Source organism: Chryseobacterium sp. PCH239 (genome assembly GCF_018924625.1).
Lineage (GTDB): Bacteria > Bacteroidota > Bacteroidia > Flavobacteriales > Weeksellaceae > Chryseobacterium > Chryseobacterium cucumeris.
In genome coordinates this window covers 2,623,103-2,645,557 of the sequence record NZ_CP073027.1, presented here as the reverse complement: position 1 = coordinate 2,645,557, position 22,455 = coordinate 2,623,103, and the positions used below count along the sequence as shown (strand labels likewise).

Here is a 22,455-nt window from a genome sequence, read left to right as displayed (position 1 = left end):
AAGTAATGAAAAATGCTAACGAAATAAAATTTTTGAAGAACAGATCAATCGTCAAATTTGAAGGAGAAGATTTCCTGGGAGAAATCGGTATTGACGGACGAATTTTTAAAGCGCTTACTTTAGCGCGTATCAGTGTAGGCGTAATCTCTCAGCAGGCTGTAGAGAACGGAATTTCTATTCTGGTGCATGAAAATGATGCAGAGAAAGCAGTGGCTTGTCTTATTGATGAATTCGAAGCAGAAAGAAAGTCAGGAAAAGTTTCCCAAATATATAGTATCAATAATGTTTCTGTGATTGGTTTTGTTGCAGAAGATTTCAATAAAGTTTTTGCAGAACTTGCCAGAAACAATGTTTTTCCATTGCTTTTGAACCAGGTAGCAGGAGAAAACAGAGTCAATATCGTAGTGACGTCTTCACAGGATGAAAAAACAAGAAACATCATAGAATCTGAAATTTTCAAAAAGCCAAAGACCGTTCATCTGGCCATTATTGGCCATGGAAACGTAGGGAAAACCTTGATAGAACAAGTACTTGAATCTGCAGAAGAGATTAAAAAACGCAAAAAAATAGACCTTAAAGTCGTTGCGGTAGCCAATTCAAAGAAAATTGCCTTCAACAAAAAAGGATTTGATGCCCATTGGAATGATGAGGTTTTAACAGCAGAGCATCCATCTAATGTTGAAGAGTTAATTAATTTCTCTAATGAAAATCAACTGGAGAACCTGATTGTTGTGGATAACACGGCAAGCAAGGATTTTGTTAAAAACTATCACGCTTTGGCAGAAAACGGGTTTGATCTGGTTTCTTCCAACAAAATTTTCAATACCCTTCCGATTGAAGAATACAGAAAACTAAGATATACGTTGAATAAAACAACAGACGGTATTTGTATGAAACCAATGTAGGAGCTGGTTTACCGTTAATTGACACCATCAAGTTATTACACCTTTCAGGAGAAAATATCACAAGAATCAAAGGGGTATTCTCAGGAACACTGAGCTATGTTTTCAACAATTTTTCTTTAAGAGGTGATAAATTTTCAACCATCATCAATGAAGCTTTGGAAAAAGGATACACCGAACCGGATCCAAGAGAAGACCTTTCAGGAAATGATGTGGCAAGAAAATTATTGATTCTGGCAAGAGAATTAGACTTAATCAATGAATTTGATGATATCAGCATTCAAAATCTGGTTCCTGAAAATTTACTTGAAGTTTCAAAATCAGAATTCCTTTCAAGACTAGAGGAGCTTGACGAAGAATACCAGAAAATAAAAGAAAACCAGGAACCGGGACATGTATTGAGATATGTAGGTGATCTGCACGGAGATTTACAGAAAGATAAAGGTGAACTGGATGTAAAACTGGTTTCTGTTCCTGCAACTTCAGCATTGGGACAACTGAAAGGTTCAGACTCCATCTTTGAAATCTACACAGAAAGCTATGGAGAAAATCCAATCGTGATTATGGGAGCCGGAGCTGGTGCAAAGGTAACCGCAAGAGGAGTATTCGGAGATATTTTAAGAGTAAGTGAAACAAAATAATATTTAATGTAACAGTCTAATAATGTATCAGTTTACCAATAATTGGTGTCGTTATTCTGAGCAAAGCGAAGATTTTAATGGTACATTGTTAGACTGCTATATTGGTAAATTAATTAAAACTATATGGAAAATTTTGAAACATCAGCAATAAGAACCCAGACGGAAAGAACTCAGTTTGATGAGCATTCTACGCCGCTCTATCTTACCTCCAGCTTTATATTTCAGGATGCGGAGGATATGAGAGCAAGCTTTGCAGAAGAAAAACCAAAAAACTTATACAGCCGTTTCTCTAATCCAAACGTAACTGAGTTTACAGATAAGATCGCTAAAATGGAAGGTGCAGAAGCAGGATATGCCTTTGCAACAGGAATGGCAGCCATCTATTCAACATTTGCAGCATTGCTAAACGCTGGAGATCATATTGTGAGCTGCCAGTCAGTATTCGGGTCTACCCACACTTTGTTTACCAAATATTTCCCGAAATGGAATATTGAAACCTCTTATTTCAAAGCAGAAGATGCAGCAAATGTGGAGCAATACATCAAACCTAATACAAAGATCTTATACCTTGAAACTCCTACCAATCCCGCTATTGAAATTCTGGATCTTGAGTTTTTCGGTCAGATCGCCAAAAAGCATAATCTTATATTTATTGTAGATAATTGTTTTGCAACACCTTACCTTCAGCAGCCTATCAAATATGGTGCAGATATTGTGGTACACTCAGCAACGAAACTGATTGACGGACAGGGGAGAGTTTTAGGAGGAATTGCAGTAGGAAAAGAAGACCTGATCAGAGAAATTTATCTTTTCGCAAGAAATACAGGTCCTGCATTGTCTCCTTTTAATGCCTGGGTATTATCAAAAAGTTTAGAAACATTGGCGATCCGTGTAGAAAAACACTGTGAGAATGCCTTGAAGGTAGCTGAGTTTTTAGAAAGTCATCCAAATGTTGAACTGGTAAAATATCCATTCCTGAAATCCCATCCTAGTTATGAAGTCGCCAAAAAGCAGATGAAACTCGGAGGAAATATTGTGGCGTTTGAAATAAAAGGGGGAATAGAAGGAGGAAGAAACTTTTTAGATAAGATACAAATGTGTTCATTGTCTGCTAATCTAGGTGATACAAGAACCATCGTTACGCATCCGGCTTCTACAACGCATTCCAAATTATCAGACGAAGAAAGAAATGAAGTAGGGATTACTGCAGGACTGGTACGTTGCTCAGTAGGATTGGAAAATGTAGAAGATATCATTGCAGATTTAAAACAAGCTTTGGATTAATTCAAATAGCAACTGGTTTTAGCCAAAATAGATTAAAATGAAAAATTCAGAACAATTATATAAAGCTTTATCCGAAAGAATTTTAATTCTTGACGGAGCGATGGGTACCATGCTTCAGAGATACAAATTCGAAGAAGAAGACTACCGTGGAGAGCGTTTTAAAGACTGGGAACATCCGGTAAAAGGAAATAATGACCTGCTTTCTCTGACACAGCCACAGGCGATTGAAGAAGTTCATAAGAAATATCTGGAAGCCGGAGCTGATATTATTGAAACCAATACATTTTCAGGAACTACCATTGCGATGGCAGATTACCACATGGAAGATCTGGTATACGACCTGAACTATGAGTCAGCAAAAATTGCCAGAAAAGCCTGTGATGAGTATACTGCGAAAAATCCAGACAAACCGAGATTTGTAGCAGGATCTATAGGACCTACCAACAGAACCGCAAGTTTAAGCCCTGATGTGAATGATCCGGGATACAGAGCCATCACTTTTGAAGAATTGAGAGTAGCTTACAAACAGCAGTGTGAAGCTTTGTTGGATGGGGGTTCAGACATCCTTCTGGTAGAAACCATCTTTGATACTTTGAATGCAAAAGCTGCTTTATTCGCTATTGATGAACTGCAGGACGAAAGAGGAATTGAGATCCCGATCATGGTTTCAGGGACCATTACCGATGCCTCCGGAAGAACTTTGAGCGGACAGACCGCAGAAGCTTTTCTGATCTCAGTTTCCCACCTGAATTTATTAAGTGTAGGTTTCAACTGTGCATTGGGAGCAGATCAGCTGACTCCTTATCTTGAAACACTGGCTCATAATTCAGAATTCTATGTTTCAGCATATCCGAATGCCGGTTTACCGAATGCTTTTGGAAAATATGACGAAACTCCGGAAGATATGGCAAGGCAGATCAAAGAATATGTAGAGAAAGGATTAATAAATATTATAGGAGGATGCTGTGGTACAACGCCTGAACATATTAAAGCGATTGCTGATCTGGTAGAAAAATATGAGCCAAGGAAATTGAAGAAATTTGTATGATTTGATAGATTTTTTTAATTAAAATCAAGAATAAAGGCTGAAATATTAATATTAACTTTAAGTAAACCACAAAGTTATAAATATGGAAAAGCCAATTTACTTAAAAGATTCCGAGGATGTCAGATTATTTAATGAGTTGAGAAAGAAAGTGAACCAAAGAGTAGAAGCCATTTCTGAAAACAGAGATATCTACATTCAGATCAAAGCAGTCATCCTGCCATTGGTCTATATTGGTTTATATTTTCTCGCTGTTCTTAATGCCGAAAAGCATTGGATCTATATTCTGAGTTTTGTTTTAATGGGAATTTCTCTGGTTTTAATTTATTTAAACTTAATCCACGAAGCGGCCCATAACAATATTTATAAAAGTAAAAGATTAAACGGGCTGGTTCTTCACATTTTTGATTTTGTAGGCGCCAATTCATATATCTGGAAAAAAAGACATATCGCAAGCCATCACGCCTATCCGAACGTAGATGGATGGGATACGGATATAGAACAGAGCGGACTGCTTTTAATTGTACCGTGGATTAAAGCGAAAGGAGTACAGAAGTATCAGGACAAGTTTTTCTTTTTAGTCTATCCGTTGTATTTGTTCAATTGGATGTTTATAAGAGACTTCAGAGACTTTTTTGATAAAGAAAGGGTGATTTTAAAAACCCAGGGAAAGATACCCACCATTGAAAAAGTAAAAATGATAAGCTATAAGCTGTTCTATTTCTTTTATCAGATTGTGGTTCCTGTAATGTTCTTTAAAGTATCAATAGGATTGGCTTTAGGAGCGTGGTTTTTACAGGTGATATCAGCAAGTATTTTTGCATTGTTTGTTTTACTGCCTTTGCATCCGCTTCCTGATAATGCTTTTCCAAAATTAAATAAAGAGAATGGCCTGCCGTTTAGCTGGCTTCGCCACCAGCTGGAAGTAACCAATGATCTCAAAGAAAATAACTGGTTTGTAAGAAATGTGTTGGGAAATTTCAATTTTCACGTTGCTCACCATCTGTTTCCCAATTACAGTTATATGTATTATAATGAAATTACAGAGGAGATTGAAAAATTTGCTAAAGAACATGGTTTAGCATACAAAAGATTTCCGCTGATTACAGCTTTAAGTAAGCATAGGGATTTATTGAAGCAGAATGCCAATAATGCCTACTATATTTTAGAAGAATAAAATGAAGTATTTAAGATTATCAGGCCTCGAGCCTCTTATCATAACCCCGGAAAGTAATTTCATCAACGTTGGTGAAAGAACAAATGTTGCCGGATCCAAAAAGTTTTTAAGACTGATTAAAGAGGAGAAATTCTCTGAAGCCTTAGATATTGCCCGCCATCAGGTAGAAGGAGGTGCCCAGATTCTGGATGTTAACTTTGATGATGGGTTGATCGATGGAAAAGCATCGATGATCAAATTCCTGAACTTAATTGCCTCTGAACCGGATATTGCAAGAATCCCGATTATGGTAGATTCTTCCAAATGGGAGATCCTTGAAGCAGGTCTTCAGGTAGCTCAGGGAAAATGTGTCGTGAATTCCATCAGCTTAAAAGAAGGCGAGGAAGAATTTATCAAACATGCCAAGGCCATCAAAAGGTATGGTGCAGCTGTCATTGTAATGGCATTTGATGAGGTAGGACAGGCAGACAGTTTTGAACGAAGAATTGAAATTTCAAAACGTTCCTATGATATTTTGGTGAACCAGATTGGCTTCCCCGCAGAAGATATCATTTTCGACTTAAATATCTTTCCGGTAGCAACTGGAATGGATGAGCACAGAAGAAATGCCATCGATTTTATTGAAGCGACACGCTGGGTAAGACAAAACCTTCCTTACGCATCCGTGAGTGGAGGAGTGAGTAATGTTTCTTTCTCTTTCCGTGGAAATGATACGGTGAGAGAAGCCATGCACTCTGTATTCCTGTACCATGCGATTCAGGCAGGAATGAACATCGGTATCGTGAATCCGGCAATGCTGGAAGTGTATGACGAGATCAATAAAGAATTACTGGAGCTTGTAGAAGATGTCATCCTGGATAAAAGAGAAGATGCTACAGAAAGACTTCTCGACTATTCCGAAAAGCATAAATCAGTTAAGAAAGAAAAAACTGAAGACTTAGAATGGAGAAACAATCCTCTACAGGAAAGAATTACCCATGCTTTGGTAAAAGGAATCGACCGTTTTATTGAAGAAGATGTAGAAGAAGCAAGGCTAACAGCCGAAAGACCGCTTCATGTCATCGAAGTGAATTTAATGACCGGAATGGGAGTCGTAGGAGATTTATTCGGAAGCGGTAAAATGTTCCTTCCACAGGTTGTAAAATCCGCAAGGGTAATGAAAAAGGCAGTAGCCTATTTGCAGCCCTTTATTGAAGCAGAAAAAGACGGAACAAAACCTGCCAACGGAAAAATATTAATGGCAACCGTAAAAGGAGATGTTCATGATATAGGCAAAAACATTGTGAGTGTCGTTTTAGGTTGTAACAACTATGAAATTGTTGACCTTGGAGTAATGGTTCCCGCCGAAAAGATTATTCAGACTGCCATTGAAGAAAAAGTAGATGTTATTGGTTTAAGCGGACTGATTACTCCAAGTTTGGATGAAATGGTGTATATCGCTTCAGAATTAGAAAGACAAAATTTAGATTTTCCATTATTAATCGGTGGTGCTACAACTTCAAAAGCACATACCGCAGTGAAAATCGATTTAAAATATAAAAATGCCGTCGTTCATGTGAATGATGCTTCAAGAGCGGTAAACGTTGTGAGCTCATTGCTGGGTGACAGAAATAAAGAATATGTTTCGGATTTAAAGAATGACTACTCCGATTTCAGAGAAAAGTTCCTGAACAGACAAGTGGATAAAGATTACGTCTCCATTGAAGAAGCGAGAGAAAATCATTTTAAAATTGACTGGGAAAATGAAGAAATTTTCACACCGAATAATCTTGGGATAAAAGTAATCGAGAATCAGGATTTAAGAGAACTTCTTCCTTTCATCGACTGGTCTCCGTTTTTCAGAAGCTGGGATCTTCACGGAAAATACCCGAATATCTTAGAAGATGAGGTTGTAGGAGTTCAGGCAAAAGAACTGTTCAAAGATGCTCAGGTTATTTTGAATAGAATTCTGGATGAGAAATTATTGACTGCAAAAGCCATCTTCGGAATCTTTAAGGCCAATTCCAATGAATCAGATGATATTTTAATTTTCGATGAAAATAATAATGAGCAAGCGAAATTTTTAACTCTAAGACAGCAGGCTCAAAGATCAAAAGGCAAAGATTATCTGGCACTAAGTGATTTCATTGCTCCTCAAAGTTCAGGAAAAACCGATTATGTAGGAGCATTCTGTGTAACCACCGGATTTGGTACCGATGAACTGTCCGCGGAATACGAAAAAGCCAATGATGATTATAATTCCATCATGGTAAAAGCTCTTGCAGACCGTTTTGCAGAAGCTTATGCAGAATTTTTGCACAAAAAAGTCAGAACGGAATACTGGGGATATGCCAATCAGGAAAACTTAAGCAATGAAGAATTGATCGCCGAAAAATATAAAGGAATCCGTCCCGCCCCAGGTTATCCGGCTTGCCCTGATCATTTGGAAAAGAAAACCATCTGGGATCTATTAAAAGTAGAAGAAAATACAGGCGTTTTCCTTACAGAAAGCCTTGCCATGTTCCCTACAGCATCTGTTTCCGGATATTATTTCGGAAGCCCGCATGCCAAATATTTCGGATTAGGAAAAATAACAGAAGACCAGCTTGAAGATTATGCAGCAAGAAGAGGTTGTAGCATCCAGGAAGCGAAAAAATGGTTGTCACCCAATTTAGCAGATTAACATTGACATGAAGATAACAGAACACATTAAAAACGCAAATGGAAAAACTTTATTCTCCTTAGAAGTTGTTCCGCCACAAAAAGGAATCGGGATTGAAGACCTTTATACCAATATAGATCCGTTGATGGAGTTCAAACCTCCTTTCATTGATGTGACCACATCCAGAGAAGAATACATTTATCTGGACAAAGGAAATGGCTTGATGGAGCGTCGTATTACAAGAATGCGGCCTGGAACACTGGGGATTTGTGCTGCCATCCAGCATAAATACAATGTTGATACAGTACCACATCTTCTTTGCGGAGGTTTTACAAAAGAAGAAACAGAATATCTGCTGGTAGACTGTATGTATCTTGGGATAGATAATGTAATGGCCTTAAGAGGGGACGCCATGAAAGGACATCAGTATTTTGAACCTACTCAGGGAGGACACGCCAGTGCAATGGATCTTGTCAACCAGATTAATGATCTGGGAAGGGGAAAATATCTTCATAACGAAGAACAGGTTTGTGATGAACTGAACAAATTCTGCATCGGTGTTGCTGGATATCCCGAAAAACATATGGAAGCGCCCTCCATGAATTATGATCTGAAGTGGCTGAAGCAAAAAGTAGATGCCGGAGCAGATTATATCGTTACCCAAATGTTTTTTGACAATAAAAAGTATATTGAATTCGTTCAGAAAGCAAGAGAAATGGGAATAACGGTTCCAATTATTCCGGGAATCAAACCGATTGCCACTAAGAAACACTTGAAAATCCTGCCACAGGTATTCAAAATAGATCTTCCAGAAGAACTGATCAATGAGGTGGAAAATGCAAAAAATAATGAAGCGGTAAAACAGATCGGAATAGAATGGTCTATTGCTCAATGCAAAGAATTGTTGGATTTCGGAGTTCCTGTTCTGCACTTCTACTCAATGGGTAAGAGTGATAATATTAAAAAAGTAGCTGGTGAGCTATTCTAATAAAAGTACCAAAATGAAGGAACCCTGCTGTAAAAAGCAGGGTTTTTATTTTTGAAATCTCATAAAGAATTAATTTAAAGATAAAATAAATAAATGAAGAAAGCCGTGGGCTATACACCCGCTTAGAAACAATCAACTTTGTTGATTCCATCTTTCCTCCCTTAAAAATAAACCTCCCACTTCCATCTTCCGTCATCCTTACTCTAAAGACCAGTATGTCTCTCAAACTCCTTACTCCTGTCAAATAAATATCGATAAGTAGCCAACTTTCGGGTAACCGTAGTTTCAAGAGCTTCTGCAATCTTAATCATTTTAGGATTAAAATCACCAATCCACTGAAGTTCCGTAATTGTAAAATCCGTATGTTTTCTTAAATGTTGAGTTCCTTCCCAGATCATATATCCGTCTATGCCTTTCTTCTGCCATTCCGGGACAACACCGAAAACGAGACCCACCATTTTTTCATTCTTCTTAAAACGTTTTAACAACAAAAACTTGAGCTTTTGAAAAATCCCGAATTTCCCGTTCAGATATTTAAACCACTGGTTGAGATCAGGAATATTGATCCACATCGCAATCGGTTTTCCGTTTTCGTATACAAACCAGGAGATATGCTCGTTGATGATAGGTTTCATGGTGTTGAACATCTTCAGAACTTTTGCTTCTTCCAGATGCTTTCCTTCTCCATGAGATGCCCATGCTTTATTATAAATCTCTGTAAAATCCTTTGCAAACTTCGGCAGATTATTCTTTTTCATAGGTTGGGCTGAGATCGCAGGGTTTCTTCTGTTCTTTTCATGTGCAATGGTAAAGATCCTCGAAACTTCTGCAAAAACAGGTCTGGTAAAACATAGCTGCTCAAAATAAATCTGAAACCCATAATTCTCAAAAAGATCTTTGTAATAAGGGAAGTTATAATTCATCCCAAACAAAGGTTCTATGAAACCTTCAATCAGCAGACCCCAGAATTTATCCCGTTCCCCAAAATTGATAGGTCCATCCATCGCCTCAATTCCTTTTTCCTGAAGCCAGTTTTTACAATAATCAAAAATAAAATTAGCCGTTTCCTGATCATTAATACAGTCGAAAAAACCAATTCCTCCCGTAGGCTGCTTTTGCTCATAACAGCTGTTTACAAAAACAGCTACTTTCCCAACGGTGCTGCCATTCTTTTTAAACAGAAACCTCTTACATTCTCCGTTTTTAAAGAATTTATTCTTGGCAGGATCAAAAATTTCCTCAATATGTTTATCTAAAGGGCGGATATAATTTTTGTCGTGTTCATAAAGGCGGGCCGGGAATTCCAGAAATTCCCTTTTATGGAGATGGTTTTGTACTTCTTCGACAATAATCATATGTTTTTTTATCAGAAATGGCTATAAAAGATAATGTTTTTCATCTTATTTGAAATAGAGAAAAAGATATTATCCGTATTTTTGCTGCAAATTAAATAAAAATGGTTGATTTTACTGATAACGACGATGATATTTTCACTGGAAAAGAACATACGCCTATAAGGGAAGATGCTTTTGATAAATCGCCACAGGAAAAAATTGAAAAAATTACTGAGCTTTTTGGCGAAATCATGGAAACGCTGGGAATGGATATGACAGATGATTCTCTGAAAGACTCTCCAAGACGTGTTGCCAAAATGTATGTGAACGAGATCTTCGGAGGACTTCTTCCTGAAAACAAACCAGGAATCTCCACTTTCTCCAACAAATACAAATACCGCCAGATGTTGGTAGAAAAGGATATCACCGTATATTCTTTCTGTGAACACCACTTTTTACCCATCATAGGAAGAGCGCATGTTGCTTATATTTCCAATGGAGAAGTAATCGGTCTTTCAAAAATTAACAGAATTGTAGATTACTACGCGAAAAGGCCACAGGTTCAGGAAAGACTTACCATGCAAATTGTAGATGCTTTGAAAGAAGCTTTGGGAACGAAAGATGTGGCATGTATCATTGATGCAAAACACCTTTGTGTAAACTGCAGAGGAATAAAAGATACGGCAAGTTCTACCATTACTGCAGAATTGAGTGGTATTTTCAGAACAAACCCTATTACAAGACAGGAGTTCTTACACTACGTAGGAAGCCATGCAAAACTGGATTAATAAACAATGAACTACCAGATTCTTAGAAATATTATCGATGCCGAGCTTCAGAGATTTCAAAATATCACTGAAGAAGAATGGTCATATAGAAGTTCTTCAGAAAAATGGTCCAAAAAAGAAATTATTGGCCATCTTTGTGACAGTGCTTTTACAAATATCCGTAGATTTGTTGTGACACAATATAAAGAGAACGAAAATATTGTATATGATCAGAATTTTTGGGTAAAAGCTCAGAACTATCAGAATGTTCCTACTTCAGATCTTATTGACCTGTGGAAATCTTTGAACTATCAGATTGTTCATATCGTAGAAAATATCCCTGACGAAGCATTACAGAGAACCTGTGATACGACCAAATCAGAACCACGGATCTATACATTGGAGTTTATTATCGATGATTATGTAGATCATCTGCAGCATCATTTAAAAGCGATTTAATTATGATAAAATTTAAAAAAGTTTCAGATAAGATCTTTATCACGACAATTATTTGTTGTGACAAAAGTAATTTTTAACTCAATTTTGAATCTTTAAAATCATTAAATCTTTTAACTTAAAAATAAATGCAATTAAAAATATATAACTCGCTTACAGCAGAAAAAGAAATATTCAAACCTATCTTAGAAGGAAACGTCGGAATGTACGTCTGCGGACCTACTGTGTACAGCAATGTACATTTAGGCAATGTAAGAACTTTCCTGTCTTTCGATTTTATCTACCGTACCCTGATGCATTTGGGATATAAAGTAAGATATGTAAGAAATATTACTGATGCAGGTCACCTTACCGATGATGGAAATGTTGATAACGACAGATTCGTAAAACAGACCAGACTTGAAAAACTGGAGCCTATGGAAATTGTACAGAAATACACCGTAGACTTCCACAAAGTCTTGGATATGTTCAACTTACTTCCTCCAAACATCGAACCTACTGCTACAGGACATATTGTAGAGCAGATCGAGTTAACTCAAAAACTAATTGAAAGAGGATTTGCTTACGAAAGCAACGGTTCAGTGTATTTTGATGTTTTGGAGTACAACAAAAGAGGGCTGAATTATGGTGAGCTTTCAAAACGTAACATAGAAGAGCTTTTCGCCAATACCAGAGACCTTGACGGACAGGGTGAAAAGAAAAACCCACAGGATTTTGCATTGTGGAAAAAAGCATCCCCAGCTCATATCATGAGATGGAATTCCCCTTGGGGAGAAGGTTTCCCGGGATGGCATCTTGAATGTACTGCAATGAGTACAAAATATCTTGGCGAAACATTCGATATCCATGGTGGAGGAATGGACCTAAAATTCCCTCACCACGAATGTGAGATTGCACAGGGGAAAGCCTGCAACGATGCAGCTCCGGTAAATTATTGGATGCACGCCAATATGCTGACGATGAATTCTCAGCGTATGAGCAAATCTACAGGGAACTATATCCTTCCGATGCAGTTGGTTACAGGAGATAATGACTTCTTTGAAAAACCTTTCCATCCTTCAATTGTACGTTTCTGCTTCCTGCAGGCACACTACAGAAGCGTTCTGGATATTTCAAATGATGCCATGATAGCGAGTGAAAAAGGATTCATCAGATTAATGGAAGCAGTGAAAGTATTGAATTCTATTACCGCTGATGACACCAAACAATCCGGTTTCAGCCTAAAAGAATGGAAAAATAAAGCATATGAAGCGTTAACAGACGATTTCAATTCACCAATCCTGATTGCTCACCTGTTTGAAGCAGTGAAATACATCTTTGCTTTGAATGATGGTAAGGAAACAATCTCAACAGATGATCTTGAAGATTTGAAAACTACACTCAATGCCTTTATCTTTGATGTTCTTGGACTCCAGACCGTAGAAGAAAATAACAATGAAAAGCTGGATCAGACCCTAAAAGTTTTGATCGAATTGAGAAACCAGGCAAGAAAATCCAAAAACTTTGAACTTTCAGATCAAATCAGAGATAAACTGCTTGCAGAAGGTATCGAATTAAAAGACGGAAGAGACGGAACATCATACGTTCTGAACTAAAATATAACTTCGTTTTATCCCCATTCCGTAGGAGTTACTTATTATAAGGATTCTTACGGAATGTTTTTTATCCCTTCTAGAGAATATATCCGTATTTCAGATTATGTCTCTTTGTGCTTCCCTTCCCTTCTCTAAAACTCTCTTACCCACTCACACTCAACTCTCCAATTTTTCAGGAGCTATTTCCTGCTATCCATTCATACTCCTCGCGCCCGTGCACTCCAACGCTCAGTCCCACCCACTCTCCAACCCATGCTGTGGGGTAACCATTCCTATCAGGGCTAGGGAAGGAGGGTAGGATATAAGTAATAAGTAATAAGTAATAAGTAATAAGTAATAATTTGGCCCAATGAAAACAAGTTCATATATAAAATATCCATCATGATCCGTGTCAATCTGTGTCATCCGCGGTAAAAAATAAAAACCATTCAATAGAAACGAGCTTTCGCCTAACTTATCCCTTTATTATATATAGTATATTGCAATCATCCCGAAACCACTCATCCTTGCACTTCGCTCCCCGTATCCCGCATCTCTAATCTCGAATCCCTCCCTTCTCACGCTCTCTCACCCTCAAACCCTCAAACCCTCAAACCCTCCCACACTCCAACTCCTTCCTTCCATTCCAAACAAATGTTTACAATTTTTCACCCTGCTACCCAGTTCTTTAGCGGCAAATATTACAAAACAGTAAAATTTATGTTAAATAAACTTGTTTTGCGTTGTATGAAGTTACTATCTTTGCCCCACTGAAAAACGAAAGACATTCAGTAGCGCAGAAGCGCCTTTAGATGGGCAGAAACGATATTACTTCCAAAAAGAGACGGACGAAAAAAAACTTTAAAACTTTTTGAAAAAAAAGTTGTCAGTTTAAAAAGAGTTTGTATCTTTGCAGTCCCAATTAGAGGGAGCGCAGGAGTATAGAGATTGAGGTTTTGAGAAGAGTTAAGGTCACTTAAAAAACTTTAAAATTTTCTTCAAAAACATTTGGTCATTAAAAAATAAAGTTTTACTTTTGCACTCGCAAATACGGAGCGACACTGACAGAGAGATTGCTTCGTTAAAAAGCGAAAGATATAAAGATCATTGACATACAATATAACAACCAAGTAAGGAAAAACTAAAGCGTTAAAAACTTTGAGTGAGTCAGACAAACATACAATGGAGAGTTTGATCCTGGCTCAGGATGAACGCTAGCGGGAGGCCTAACACATGCAAGCCGAGCGGTAGAGATCTTTCGGGATCTTGAGAGCGGCGTACGGGTGCGGAACACGTGTGCAACCTGCCTTTATCTGGGGGATAGCCTTTCGAAAGGAAGATTAATACCCCATAATATACTGAATGGCATCATTCGGTATTGAAAACTCCGGTGGATAGAGATGGGCACGCGCAAGATTAGATAGTTGGTGAGGTAACGGCTCACCAAGTCTACGATCTTTAGGGGGCCTGAGAGGGTGATCCCCCACACTGGTACTGAGACACGGACCAGACTCCTACGGGAGGCAGCAGTGAGGAATATTGGACAATGGGTGAGAGCCTGATCCAGCCATCCCGCGTGAAGGACGACGGCCCTATGGGTTGTAAACTTCTTTTGTATAGGGATAAACCTACCCTCGTGAGGGTAGCTGAAGGTACTATACGAATAAGCACCGGCTAACTCCGTGCCAGCAGCCGCGGTAATACGGAGGGTGCAAGCGTTATCCGGATTTATTGGGTTTAAAGGGTCCGTAGGCGGATCTGTAAGTCAGTGGTGAAATCTCACAGCTTAACTGTGAAACTGCCATTGATACTGCAGGTCTTGAGTGTTGTTGAAGTAGCTGGAATAAGTAGTGTAGCGGTGAAATGCATAGATATTACTTAGAACACCAATTGCGAAGGCAGGTTACTAAGCAACAACTGACGCTGATGGACGAAAGCGTGGGGAGCGAACAGGATTAGATACCCTGGTAGTCCACGCCGTAAACGATGCTAACTCGTTTTTGGAATGTAAGTTTCAGAGACTAAGCGAAAGTGATAAGTTAGCCACCTGGGGAGTACGAACGCAAGTTTGAAACTCAAAGGAATTGACGGGGGCCCGCACAAGCGGTGGATTATGTGGTTTAATTCGATGATACGCGAGGAACCTTACCAAGGCTTAAATGGGAAATGACAGGTTTAGAAATAGACTTTTCTTCGGACATTTTTCAAGGTGCTGCATGGTTGTCGTCAGCTCGTGCCGTGAGGTGTTAGGTTAAGTCCTGCAACGAGCGCAACCCCTGTCACTAGTTGCCATCATTAAGTTGGGGACTCTAGTGAGACTGCCTACGCAAGTAGAGAGGAAGGTGGGGATGACGTCAAATCATCACGGCCCTTACGCCTTGGGCCACACACGTAATACAATGGCCGGTACAGAGGGCAGCTACACTGCGAAGTGATGCAAATCTCGAAAGCCGGTCTCAGTTCGGATTGGAGTCTGCAACTCGACTCTATGAAGCTGGAATCGCTAGTAATCGCGCATCAGCCATGGCGCGGTGAATACGTTCCCGGGCCTTGTACACACCGCCCGTCAAGCCATGGAAGTCTGGGGTACCTGAAGTCGGTGACCGTAACAGGAGCTGCCTAGGGTAAAACAGGTAACTAGGGCTAAGTCGTAACAAGGTAGCCGTACCGGAAGGTGCGGCTGGAACATCTCATTTTAGAGCGTCTTAGGACGTTAAACAAAATCAGTATCGTAAGATACAAAATACTTACTTAAAGCATAGCTTTAGTTTTTTGTTTGGTTGATATATAAAAATACAAAACCCACTAGAAATTAGTAAAGGGATTGAGAGAGGCAAAGAAGATAAAAGCAGAGAGAGAAAGACGAAGAAATTAGTCTATTATCTATCAGTCTATCATCTTTTACGTCTAAAAGACAGTCTCGTAGCTCAGCTGGTTAGAGCGCTACACTGATAATGTAGAGGTCGGCAGTTCGAGCCTGCCCGAGACTACTAATTGAAAGACAGGAAGAGATCAGCTATTAGACATCAGACATTTAGGTCTGAGATCTGGAATCTGATATCTAAAGTCTACTAGAGGGGAATTAGCTCAGCTGGCTAGAGCGCCTGCCTTGCACGCAGGAGGTCAAGGGTTCGACTCCCTTATTCTCCACAGTTTTGGAGGACTGATTTAAAAGTTACGAATGGAGCCAAAAACAACATTTGTTCATCAGTTTGAAAGAAAGAAATTAAGATCATTGACATTAACGGTAAAGACATCACAAAGAGAAAACCGAGCGCATAAAGCGCTTGAGTAACCAATAGGAAAGAAATCGTTAAGGGCGTATGGCGGATGCCTAGGCTTTCAGAGGCGACGAAGGACGTGGTAAGCTGCGAAAAGCTGCGGGGATTGGCACACACGAATTGATCCGCAGATATCCGAATGGGGCAACCCGGCATATTGAAGATATGTCACCTCGTAAGAGGAGCAAACCCGGAGAACTGAAACATCTAAGTACCCGGAGGAAAAGAAATCGAAGAGATTCCGTAAGTAGTGGCGAGCGAAAGCGGATTAGCCCAAAAGTCTTTTTATGTTTAGAGGAATGTTCTGGAAAGAACAATCATAGAAGGTGATAATCCTGTACTCGAAAGGCATATAGAGATGATAAATGAGTAGGGCGGGACACGTGAAATCCTGTCTGAATATGGGGGGACCATCCTCCAAGGCTAAATACTCCTGAAAGACCGATAGTGAACAAGTACTGTGAAGGAAAGGTGAAAAGCACTTCGAATAGAAGGGTGAAATAGAACCTGAAACCGTACGCCTACAAGCGGTCGGAGCAGCGTAATGCTGTGACGGCGTGCCTTTTGCATAATGAGCCTACGAGTTAATTTTACTAGCGAGGTTAAGGTATTAAGTACCGGAGCCGGAGCGAAAGCGAGTCTGAATAGGGCGCATAGTTAGTAGGATTAGACGCGAAACCTTGTGATCTACCCATGGGCAGGTTGAAGCTCTGGTAACACAGAGTGGAGGACCGAACCGGTTGACGTTGAAAAGTCTTCGGATGACCTGTGGGTAGGGGTGAAAGGCCAATCAAACTGGGAGATAGCTCGTACTCTCCGAAATGCATTTAGGTGCAGCGTCGTATATAAGTTTATTAGAGGTAGAGCTACTGATTGGATGCGGGGGTTTCATCGCCTACCAATTCCTGACAAACTCCGAATGCTAATAAATGTTCTACGGCAGTGAGGGCATGGGTGCTAAGGTCCATGTCCGAGAGGGAAAGAACCCAGACCAACAGCTAAGGTCCCAAAATATATGTTAAGTTGAAGCAACGCGGTTGGACTGCATTGACAGCTAGGATGTTGGCTTGGAAGCAGCCATTCATTTAAAGAGTGCGTAACAGCTCACTAGTCGAGCGGTCCGGCATGGATAATAATCGGGCATAAACATATTACCGAAGCTATGGATTTATATTTTAGATATATCTGGTAGGAGAGCATTCTATTTGCGCCGAAGCAGTACTGTGAGGTATTGTGGAGCGGATAGAAAAGAAAATGTAGGCATAAGTAACGATAAAGCAGGCGAGAAACCTGCTCACCGAAAGACCAAGGCTTCCTCAGCCATGCTAATCAGCTGAGGGTTAGTCGGGACCTAACGCGAACCCGAAAGGGGTAGTGGATGGACAATGGGTTAATATTCCCATACTTGCTCACAATAAAAGGGGACGGTTGGATGTAGCTGCTGGAGACTGACGGAATAGTCAAGGCCTAGCCTTCGGGCGAAGCTGCTGTAGTGTAATCTGATCCAAGAAAAGCCGAAGTGAAGCAACCCGTACCAAAACCGACACAGGTGGTCGAGGAGAGAATCCTAAGGTGCTCGAGTGAGTCGTGGCTAAGGAACTAGGCAAAATAGTCTCGTAACTTCGGAAGAAGAGACGCCAACAGCAATGTTGGCCGCAGTGAAGAGGCCCAGGCGACTGTTTATCAAAAACACAGGACTCTGCTAAATCGAAAGATGCTGTATAGGGTCTGACACCTGCCCGGTGCTGGAAGGTTAAGGAAGGTGCTTAGCGTAAGCGAAGGCATTAACTGAAGCCCCAGTAAACGGCGGCCGTAACTATAACGGTCCTAAGGTAGCGAAATTCCTTGTCGGGTAAGTTCCGACCTGCACGAATGGTGTAACGATCTGGGCACTGTCTCAGCCACGAGCTCGGTGAAATTGTAGTATCGGTGAAGATGCCGATTACCCGCAATGGGACGAAAAGACCCTGTGAACCTTTACTATAACTTCGTATTGACTTTGAGTAAGTAATGTGTAGGATAGGTGGGAGGCTTTGAAGCAGGCACGCTAGTGTTTGTGGAGCCGACGTTGAAATACCACCCTTTACTTACTTGGAGCCTAACTTCTTTCAGAAGGACATTGCGTGGTGGGTAGTTTGACTGGGGTGGTCGCCTCCAAAAGAGTAACGGAGGCTTTCAAAGGTACCCTCAGCACGCTTGGTAACCGTGCGTAGAGTGTAATGGCATAAGGGTGCTTGACTGTGAGACCTACAAGTCGATCAGGTGCGAAAGCAGGACATAGTGATCCGGTGGTTCCGTATGGAAGGGCCATCGCTCATAGGATAAAAGGTACTCCGGGGATAACAGGCTAGTCTCCCCCAAGAGCTCACATCGACGGGGAGGTTCGGCACCTCGATGTCGGCTCGTCACATCCTGGGGCTGGAGAAGGTCCCAAGGGTTGGGCTGTTCGCCCATTAAAGTGGCACGCGAGCTGGGTTCAGAACGTCGTGAGACAGTTCGGTCTCTATCTATTGCGGGCGTTAGATGTTTGAGAGGGCTTGATTCTAGTACGAGAGGACCGAATTGAACAAACCTCTGGTGTATCAGTTGTACCGCCAGGTGCACCGCTGAGTAGCTACGTTTGGAAGAGATAAGCACTGAAAGCATATAAGTGCGAAACTCGCCTCAAGATGAGACATCTTTTAAGGGTCGTTGTAGATGACGACGTTGATAGGCTATAGGTGTAAAGACAGTAATGTCATAGCCAAGTAGTACTAATTACCCGTAGATTTATAGTCTATGGTTACTAATATAAACCAAGTGCTTTATGCGCAGTGAAGGTTTTGTCTTTGTGAAAGTTTTTATCGCTTAAAACAGATGTCAGATATAAGACATCAGATACCAGACCTTGAAGTCTGAAATCTGAAATCTATCCTCTGATATCTTATATACCTTCTTTAGGGTGGTTTTAGCGGTGGGGCTCACCTGTTCCCATTCCGAACACAGAAGTTAAGCCCACCAGCGCCGATGGTACTGCTAACGCGGGAGAGTAGGCCGCCGCCAGTTTTTATTTTATTTTTAAAAAACCTTTATCTTTACGATAAAGGTTTTTTGTTATATACCAACACCAACACTAAACCCACTCAACATACTCACTAAACTAACTAACACAAAATCCAAACAGAAACAGAAGTAATGAGTAATAGGTAATGAGCAGTGGATATAGATAATAGATGTTCGTAGTAAGTAGCCCATCTCATCTATCTGCTATTCTTCTTCCTCCAGCTTTAGGCATCCTGCTTCCAGCCCTCTGTTTTTTATTCTTTATCCAACGATGGTTCTTTACCTTCAATACTATTTATTCTTCCCAGGCTGTTACTACCAAGGAGTCTAAATAGAACTTAATTATAAAAATTTAAATTATCAAGACCAAGATTTATATTTCTAAAAACCAAAATATATTAGTTTTTGATTTAGTTTTACTTCTATTTTCCTTTTTATAAATATTGATTTTGTTACAAAGTGTATATGAACTACATTCTTCTGTTTTCTATATTCCTACCATTCTCATTTATTATGTTTTTGAATTCATACTTTAATGCCTTTTGTGATGTATAAGCAAGCTATTTATATTTCTCATCACCTTTTTGTTTATTTAAAACAATACTAATCTAAAATCTAACAATACTGAGTATATCTCAGTTATCATTATTAGATTTTGAAGATAGAATGTAGCTTATAGAGCAATACTATTTATTCAAGTTTACTAGTGCTAATTGTGGATAAGTATAATTTGTATTTAAATAATTGAATAATAAATAGATATGAAGATAGTTTTCCACATTTTGTGTTTTTATGTTAAATAAACTTGTTTTGCGTTGTATGAAGTTACTATCTTTGCCCCACTGAAAAACGAAAGACATTCAGTAGCGCAGAAGAGCCTTTAGATGGGCAGAAACGATATTACTTCCAAAAAGAGACGGACGAAAAAAACTTTAAAACTTTTTGAAAAAAAAGTTGTCAGTTTAAAAAGAGTTTGTATCTTTGCAGTCCCAATTAGAGGGAGCGCAGGAGTATAGGGATTGAGGTTTTGAGAAGGGTTAAGGTCACTTAAAAAACTTTAAAATTTTCTTCAAAAACATTTGGTCATTAAAAAATAAAGTTTTACTTTTGCACTCGCAAATACGGAGCGACACTGACAGAGAGATTGCTTCGTTAAAAAGCGAAAGATATAAAGATCATTGACATACAATATAACAACCAAGTAAGGAAAAACTAAAGCGTTAAAAACTTTGAGTGAGTCAGACAAACATACAATGGAGAGTTTGATCCTGGCTCAGGATGAACGCTAGCGGGAGGCCTAACACATGCAAGCCGAGCGGTAGAGATCTTTCGGGATCTTGAGAGCGGCGTACGGGTGCGGAACACGTGTGCAACCTGCCTTTATCTGGGGATAGCCTTTCGAAAGGAAGATTAATACCCCATAATATACTGAATGGCATCATTCGGTATTGAAAACTCCGGTGGATAGAGATGGGCACGCGCAAGATTAGATAGTTGGTGAGGTAACGGCTCACCAAGTCTACGATCTTTAGGGGGCCTGAGAGGGTGATCCCCCACACTGGTACTGAGACACGGACCAGACTCCTACGGGAGGCAGCAGTGAGGAATATTGGACAATGGGTGAGAGCCTGATCCAGCCATCCCGCGTGAAGGACGACGGCCCTATGGGTTGTAAACTTCTTTTGTATAGGGATAAACCTACCCTCGTGAGGGTAGCTGAAGGTACTATACGAATAAGCACCGGCTAACTCCGTGCCAGCAGCCGCGGTAATACGGAGGGTGCAAGCGTTATCCGGATTTATTGGGTTTAAAGGGTCCGTAGGCGGATCTGTAAGTCAGTGGTGAAATCTCACAGCTTAACTGTGAAACTGCCATTGATACTGCAGGTCTTGAGTGTTGTTGAAGTAGCTGGAATAAGTAGTGTAGCGGTGAAATGCATAGATATTACTTAGAACACCAATTGCGAAGGCAGGTTACTAAGCAACAACTGACGCTGATGGACGAAAGCGTGGGGAGCGAACAGGATTAGATACCCTGGTAGTCCACGCCGTAAACGATGCTAACTCGTTTTTGGAATGTAAGTTTCAGAGACTAAGCGAAAGTGATAAGTTAGCCACCTGGGGAGTACGAACGCAAGTTTGAAACTCAAAGGAATTGACGGGGGCCCGCACAAGCGGTGGATTATGTGGTTTAATTCGATGATACGCGAGGAACCTTACCAAGGCTTAAATGGGAAATGACAGGTTTAGAAATAGACTTTTCTTCGGACATTTTTCAAGGTGCTGCATGGTTGTCGTCAGCTCGTGCCGTGAGGTGTTAGGTTAAGTCCTGCAACGAGCGCAACCCCTGTCACTAGTTGCCATCATTAAGTTGGGGACTCTAGTGAGACTGCCTACGCAAGTAGAGAGGAAGGTGGGGATGACGTCAAATCATCACGGCCCTTACGCCTTGGGCCACACACGTAATACAATGGCCGGTACAGAGGGCAGCTACACTGCGAAGTGATGCAAATCTCGAAAGCCGGTCTCAGTTCGGATTGGAGTCTGCAACTCGACTCTATGAAGCTGGAATCGCTAGTAATCGCGCATCAGCCATGGCGCGGTGAATACGTTCCCGGGCCTTGTACACACCGCCCGTCAAGCCATGGAAGTCTGGGGTACCTGAAGTCGGTGACCGTAACAGGAGCTGCCTAGGGTAAAACAGGTAACTAGGGCTAAGTCGTAACAAGGTAGCCGTACCGGAAGGTGCGGCTGGAACATCTCATTTTAGAGCGTCTTAGGACGTTAAACAAAATCAGTATCGTAAGATACAAAATACTTACTTAAAGCATAGCTTTAGTTTTTTGTTTGGTTGATATATAAAAATACAAAACCCACTAGAAATTAGTAAAGGGATTGAGAGAGGCAAAGAAGATAAAAGCAGAGAGAGAAAGACGAAGAAATTAGTCTATTATCTATCAGTCTATCATCTTTTACGTCTAAAAGACAGTCTCGTAGCTCAGCTGGTTAGAGCGCTACACTGATAATGTAGAGGTCGGCAGTTCGAGCCTGCCCGAGACTACTAATTGAAAGACAGGAAGAGATCAGCTATTAGACATCAGACATTTAGGTCTGAGATCTGGAATCTGATATCTAAAGTCTACTAGAGGGGAATTAGCTCAGCTGGCTAGAGCGCCTGCCTTGCACGCAGGAGGTCAAGGGTTCGACTCCCTTATTCTCCACAGTTTTGGAGGACTGATTTAAAAGTTACGAATGGAGCCAAAAACAACATTTGTTCATCAGTTTGAAAGAAAGAAATTAAGATCATTGACATTAACGGTAAAG

Annotated in this window: 11 protein-coding genes, 4 tRNA genes and 4 rRNA genes; 18 read left to right on the top strand and 1 reads right to left on the bottom strand. The window is 40.3% G+C overall.

Annotated elements, in window-relative coordinates; genetic code table 11:
* Positions 1-5 precede the first annotated feature (5 nt).
* The 7 genes from KBP46_RS23745 to metF all read left to right on the top strand — a co-directional run bounded on the left by KBP46_RS23745 (position 6) and on the right by metF (position 8,678).
* The gene (locus KBP46_RS23745) at positions 6-905 is read left to right on the top strand and encodes an ACT domain-containing protein (protein WP_253297028.1); all 900 of its coding nucleotides are present in this window, start codon (positions 6-8) and stop codon (positions 903-905) included.
* Entirely contained in the window at positions 887-1,543 is a 657-nt protein-coding gene (locus tag KBP46_RS23740) for a hypothetical protein (RefSeq protein WP_253297027.1), read from the top strand. Before KBP46_RS23745 ends, KBP46_RS23740 begins: the two co-directional genes overlap by 19 nt.
* A gap of 123 nt (positions 1,544-1,666) precedes the next feature.
* Positions 1,667-2,827, top strand: a complete 1,161-nt coding sequence (locus KBP46_RS12225; protein WP_120232628.1) for an O-succinylhomoserine sulfhydrylase — start codon at positions 1,667-1,669, stop codon at positions 2,825-2,827.
* A 37-nt stretch (positions 2,828-2,864) separates the two neighbouring features.
* Entirely contained in the window at positions 2,865-3,875 is a 1,011-nt protein-coding gene (locus KBP46_RS12220; protein WP_062673710.1) for a homocysteine S-methyltransferase family protein, read from the top strand.
* 82 nt (positions 3,876-3,957) lie between these two features.
* A complete protein-coding gene (locus tag KBP46_RS12215; protein ID WP_216443364.1) occupies positions 3,958-5,049 on the top strand; it encodes a fatty acid desaturase in 1,092 nt (363 codons plus the stop codon).
* A 1-nt stretch (position 5,050) separates the two neighbouring features.
* Positions 5,051-7,711: a methionine synthase gene (gene metH, locus KBP46_RS12210; protein WP_216443363.1), complete on the top strand. Its 2,661-nt coding sequence runs from the start codon at positions 5,051-5,053 to the stop codon at positions 7,709-7,711.
* Between the two features lie 7 nt (positions 7,712-7,718).
* Positions 7,719-8,678: a methylenetetrahydrofolate reductase [NAD(P)H] gene (metF, locus tag KBP46_RS12205; protein ID WP_110008601.1), complete on the top strand. Its 960-nt coding sequence runs from the start codon at positions 7,719-7,721 to the stop codon at positions 8,676-8,678.
* A 203-nt stretch (positions 8,679-8,881) separates the two neighbouring features.
* On the opposite strand, the gene KBP46_RS12200 is transcribed toward metF, so the two are convergent.
* Positions 8,882-10,033: a hypothetical protein gene (locus tag KBP46_RS12200; protein WP_123278478.1), complete on the bottom strand. Its 1,152-nt coding sequence runs from the start codon at positions 10,031-10,033 to the stop codon at positions 8,882-8,884.
* A 101-nt stretch (positions 10,034-10,134) separates the two neighbouring features.
* Between KBP46_RS12200 and folE the strand changes: the two genes are divergently transcribed.
* The 11 genes from folE to KBP46_RS12145 all read left to right on the top strand — a co-directional run bounded on the left by folE (position 10,135) and on the right by KBP46_RS12145 (position 22,352).
* The gene (gene folE / locus KBP46_RS12195; protein ID WP_034694807.1) at positions 10,135-10,800 is read left to right on the top strand and encodes a GTP cyclohydrolase I FolE; all 666 of its coding nucleotides are present in this window, start codon (positions 10,135-10,137) and stop codon (positions 10,798-10,800) included.
* Between the two features lie 6 nt (positions 10,801-10,806).
* Entirely contained in the window at positions 10,807-11,238 is a 432-nt protein-coding gene (locus KBP46_RS12190) for a DinB family protein (RefSeq protein WP_062673720.1), read from the top strand.
* Positions 11,239-11,363: 125 nt separating this feature from the next.
* Complete coding sequence (cysS, locus tag KBP46_RS12185) at positions 11,364-12,830, top strand: cysteine--tRNA ligase (protein ID WP_062673722.1); 1,467 nt, start codon at positions 11,364-11,366, stop codon at positions 12,828-12,830.
* Between the two features lie 1,158 nt (positions 12,831-13,988).
* A 16S ribosomal RNA gene (locus KBP46_RS12180) occupies positions 13,989-15,505 on the top strand.
* Between the two features lie 220 nt (positions 15,506-15,725).
* A tRNA-Ile gene (locus KBP46_RS12175) sits at positions 15,726-15,799 on the top strand.
* A gap of 86 nt (positions 15,800-15,885) precedes the next feature.
* Positions 15,886-15,959 (top strand) — tRNA-Ala (locus KBP46_RS12170).
* Between the two features lie 153 nt (positions 15,960-16,112).
* Positions 16,113-18,867, top strand: a 23S ribosomal RNA gene (locus tag KBP46_RS12165).
* A gap of 160 nt (positions 18,868-19,027) precedes the next feature.
* Positions 19,028-19,135 (top strand): 5S ribosomal RNA (gene rrf, locus KBP46_RS12160).
* Positions 19,136-20,382: 1,247 nt separating this feature from the next.
* Positions 20,383-21,898 (top strand): 16S ribosomal RNA (locus tag KBP46_RS12155).
* Together the 16S, 23S and 5S rRNA genes with 4 tRNA genes alongside form the textbook arrangement of a ribosomal RNA operon.
* Positions 21,899-22,118: 220 nt before the next feature.
* Positions 22,119-22,192: transfer RNA gene (locus KBP46_RS12150), tRNA-Ile, on the top strand.
* 86 nt (positions 22,193-22,278) lie between these two features.
* Positions 22,279-22,352: transfer RNA gene (locus KBP46_RS12145), tRNA-Ala, on the top strand.
* Positions 22,353-22,455: the final 103 nt, after the last annotated feature.